5 protein-coding genes are annotated in these 4,298 nt (G+C 62.3%); all 5 read right to left on the reverse strand.

Annotation, left to right across the window (positions count from 1 at the left end; genetic code table 11):
- Positions 1 to 348 (reverse strand): hypothetical protein (locus C5C07_RS20275; RefSeq protein WP_147302074.1); only part of this gene is annotated, 348 nt, incomplete at its 3' end.
- Positions 349 to 484: 136 nt separating this feature from the next.
- Positions 485 to 2,485, reverse strand: coding sequence for a hypothetical protein (locus tag C5C07_RS20280; protein ID WP_115806035.1), 2,001 nt, complete (start codon positions 2,483 to 2,485; stop codon positions 485 to 487).
- A complete protein-coding gene (locus C5C07_RS20285; protein ID WP_115806036.1) occupies positions 2,482 to 3,195 on the reverse strand; it encodes a hypothetical protein in 714 nt (237 codons plus the stop codon). The genes C5C07_RS20280 and C5C07_RS20285 overlap by 4 nt, the downstream gene beginning before the upstream one ends.
- A 17-nt stretch (positions 3,196 to 3,212) precedes the next feature.
- Positions 3,213 to 3,983: a hypothetical protein gene (locus C5C07_RS20290; protein ID WP_115806037.1), complete on the reverse strand. Its 771-nt coding sequence runs from the start codon at positions 3,981 to 3,983 to the stop codon at positions 3,213 to 3,215.
- A partial coding sequence (locus C5C07_RS20295; protein ID WP_147302076.1) for a S8 family serine peptidase occupies positions 3,983 to 4,298 on the reverse strand: 316 nt, incomplete at its 5' end. The genes C5C07_RS20295 and C5C07_RS20290, both read right to left, overlap by 1 nt.

Raw genomic sequence — 4,298 nt, forward strand, 5'->3', positions numbered from 1 at the left:
GCTGATGTTCCACGCGTAGTTGAACGAGGTTTCGTTGACCGTCTGCGCCGACGAGTTGGTGTAGACCGACTCCATGTCGGCGACCTTGTCGCCAGTGTCGGGGTCGAGGACTTCGAGCTTCGCCTTGCCGTCCAGAGCGGTGTCGAAGCTGGCCTCAACGTAGGAGTAGTTCGAGGCGTTGGCCTCGAAGCCAGCCACCGTGTGGCCGTCAGTCCAGTCGGAGGTCGTCGTCGAGTCTGCGTCGTTTGTGGTGTCGATACTCGGCGTGGCCGCGAACGCCCCGCCCGCGAAGACGGACATGACGAGCGCCAGCGCCGCGAAGATGCTAAGCGATTTCTTGAATCTCATGTGGTTGGTTGAAGAATAGTAGTTGGCAGCCGATGCTCGGAGTTCGACGCCGCCCCGGCGGCGGGACGCCTCCTCCCTGATACCTGATGGTCTCTGTGTCTGGTTTCATCGGAGAATCACGTGCTGTTCTGTGGCGCTATGCCGACGCTGAGTCCGTCGCTGTCGTGTTCCAGAGCGTCGTCGAGATGTCCGGACCGTATCGCTCGCGCATCGCCTCTTGTTGGGCGAGCGTCACCGGCTGGTTGTCTCGGACTGACTGCTCGTAGATGCGTTCGAGTTGGTTCGTCGCGTCCGCGGCCGCGAACCCGGTCAGGTTGACTGAGTGGTCGACCGTCCGGTTCGTCGAGCGCACCACGGTCGTCGTCGCGAGGCGGTCACCGTCGACGAGGCCGATGAGGTACCGCGTTTCGGTCTCACCGTTCACCGTGAAGTTGACCTGCACAGTGTCGGTTTCTGTGAGGTTCACGTTCGAGTCCGCCGACTGCGTGTTCATCCACGCCGTGAACTCGTCCGAGCGGCTGTTGTAGTAGTCCTCTGCCGATGTGGCGGCCTTCGCCGCCGTCACGTCACGCTGTGCGAGGCCGAGTCGGACCAGTATCTCGTGGATGATGCGGTCGACTTTCCCACGTTGGCCGGCCACCTGCGCGCTCAACAGGTCGGTCACGAGCGATTTGTTTGCTTGCGTCGGCCGGAGGGCTTCGACGAGGGTCTGCTGGTCAGTGACCGTCGTCGTGGTCGTGGTCGTTGTCTCTTCGATGATAGTCGTTCCACCGGCCGAGACCCCCTCGGCGTGGATTGCGACCGACGATGGTGCGTCAGTCTTCGAGACGGTGATGCGTGTGCGGTACTCGGAGTACCCCGACGTCACGTTGTACGTGTCGAACGTCGTCGTGTTCCGCGTCACCGACCCTGCGTACTTCCACGACGACGCAGAGCTATCGTAGCCTTCGACGGTTGCGTTGAGCGATGCGTTCTCCAACGTGGCCGCGAGGTACAACGAGGTCGCGTTCTCAACTGGGTGCGGTTGTGACAGATACGACGCACCAGTCACCGACTCGATTCCCTCGGCGTGGAGCGCCGCTGACGGGCTCCCCCCGGTGCCGTTGAACGTGACGTTCGTTCGCCACGTGGTTGCTGACGAGTCTGAGATGTCGAGGTAGTGCTTCCCACCGGTCGTGTAGGTCGTCGAGTTGACGACGCTCCAACTGCCTGCCGAGCTGTCCCACGCTTGCCATTCGACGGTTGCCTCAGCGTCCGATAGTGAAAGGTCAACCCACCCACGTGGCTGCGAAAGGTCTGCCGTGTGGTTTCCAGAGAGGTACTGGGCAGTGCCACCGGAACCGGTTCCGAACGACACGCCATCGAGATACTGCTGACCGCCGCGGCCACCAATCTCCACCATGTCAAGCCCGCTCGCACTCGATTGGAATGAGAGCCCGCTGTCTTGCACGACCGTGTCTCCGGAGCTGACCTCGACGACTCGAATGGCATAGGTGTTCGCCGAGTAGTCGATGTCTTCGACGATGATTTTTATCCAGTTCCCATTCGGGCTGTATCCGCTCGACACGGCCGACCCACCGTCGTAGTAGACAAAGTCGTCGCTCGACGTGATTTCGTAACGGATGATGTCAGTGTCGCTCAAGCGGGCGCGCGACCAGTACGTATCTCCCGGCGACGGGACTTTCCGATAACTGACCCACGTCGTGGGCGTCGCTTCAGCAAACGTCGCTTTGAGGTTCGTCGTCGACGAGGTCTCTGCCGCGTACGACCCCTGTACGACTTCGGTACTGGTGATAGACCACGAGTTGTCCCACTCGGAGAAGTCCTGGTCCTCGAAGTCGTCAGCGAATGCTTCGCCACCGAAGTTCGCTTCGACGGATGCCGACTCTCCCGAGCCGACGATTTCCGCGCTTGTGAGCGTCCCGTCTTGGAAGTCCGTGTCTGTAGTGTGCGTGATAGCTGGTGCGAACTCTATGGTTGCATCATCGCCCGACCCCGCGACTTGGAGCCCTGAAAGCGTCCCCGACGAGAACTCGCTGTCCGTCGAATGGATAGACGATGTGACCGCGCCCACGCTCGACGTGACGAGCAAGAGCGCGACCACCAGACAGATGCCACGACTGACGTTCACGCTCATGCTGATGCCTCCACAAGTGTCGTCTCAGCGTCTGAACCGTACTTCCCGACCATCCGAACAAGATATTCACGCGACGCGCTCACGTCCGCCGAGACGTACTCTCGATAATATTCAACGAGGTCGTCCCGAGCCATCGCGACCGCACCGTCTCGAAGTGTGAGTGTGTCGTCGACGCTGTAGGTCATCGAGTCCACCGTTTCTATCGTCCCATCGGCGTGTTGGACGTGATACACATCGCCGTCTTCGACGGTCCGAACGACGGTTTCGCGCCGTGTCGTGTCTTGGATGCGGGTTTTCGTGTACCGGCCGCCATCGACCTCGGCGATGAGATACTTCGTCGCCTCTTCGCCATCAAGCTCGAACGTGATTTCAAGCACGGACCGCTGTGGGTCCGCGCTCACACGTCCGTTCACGTACGCCAGCCAGTCGGCCTCGCGAGCGTTGTAGAACGCCTGTATCTCGTTGAGTTGTGTGGCGGGCGATGCGTCGTCGAACATCGAACCTACTTTCGCCATCGTCCCGTCCACCTTCCCGTCGGCGAGTGCCGCGACTTGCCTGACCGTTGAGAGTTCGTCGCCCGCCGAGAGTCCGAGTAGCCGGTCGAGAAACGATAACCCCCCGTCATCTGTCTGTGCCCCTACTGTTTGAGCGGCCACCGACCCGGCGAGAACCCCGCCGGCAGCCCTGATGAAGTCTCTGCGTGTGTGCATGGTTGCGTCCGTCTCAGTTAGAAGTCGACATCCAGGTCATCGAGCGACACGCCCTCCCCCGGCCCGTAGAGGAGCGGATAGACGTAGCGCCGAAGCCCGGCCTCATATGAAAACGACCCGACGGTGTCGAGCCACCAGTCGGTTCGGCCGTCCGCGCCGGTCATGACCCACGGTTGGGTGACCGACGGGAGGTGAACCGCCTCGTCCCACCCGTTGTCGAGCCACGCCTGTAGCTCTGCATCTGAGAGGTGCTCAAGGTCGACGTCGACGCCCTCCTCTGTGGTGAGAAAATAGTGATGCCACGGGTTGACCACGTGGAACGTCGGGTGAACCGCGCCCTCGGTATCTCCGAGGACCGTCGGCGGCGATGGGTTCCATCCCCGAAGCCAATGGTACGCTGAGAATGCCACGTCGAGTATCTCGTCGCGGTCCTCGTTGATGCGGACGTAGATGGGTTCGTGGTCGCCCCAATGGCTGTCGTATCCGAGCGCAACGCCCTCTTGGAACGGGTATGACGCCCAATAGACGAGGACTGTGTCGTTGAACTCGGTCGACCGGGCCACGAACGAGTAGAGCGCCGTCGGCGTGTTCGTGCCGAGGTCTCGAACCACCAACCGCGGCTTGTAGCGGTTCAACAGGTCCGGTTCGTACGTCCGCGTCACGTGTTCTGGCGTTGCGTCGTCGATGGCATTCGCGGCCGCAGCACCCACCGAGAATACGCCACCAACGAGCGCTCCGGTTGCGAGCGCCTTCCCGCTCGTCCGAAGGTACTCTCGGCGCGTCGGCATCAGGCCGCCGCCCCCGTCAGTTCAATCCAGAGACGCACGGCCGACGACCCCGAGTAGCCCTTGTTGGCGAGGTCGCGCGCCCGAGCTGCGTCGGTCCGCGCGTCTTCCTGAGTCGCATCGCGCTCGACGAGTCGCGTCGCGTTGTACGCGTCGACCATCCCGTTTCCGACCTCGGTCGTGCCGGCGTTCGGCATCGGCGCGGCCGAGTCCAAGAGCGCCGCGCGAAGTGCCTCGTGGTCACCTGCGAGCGACGGGTTCGCTTCGAGCGTGAGCGCCGCCACGCCAGAGACGACCGGCGTCGCCATGCTCGTCCCC

It is taken from the genome of Haloferax sp. Atlit-4N (assembly GCF_003383025.1).
Lineage (GTDB): Archaea > Halobacteriota > Halobacteria > Halobacteriales > Haloferacaceae > Haloferax > Haloferax gibbonsii.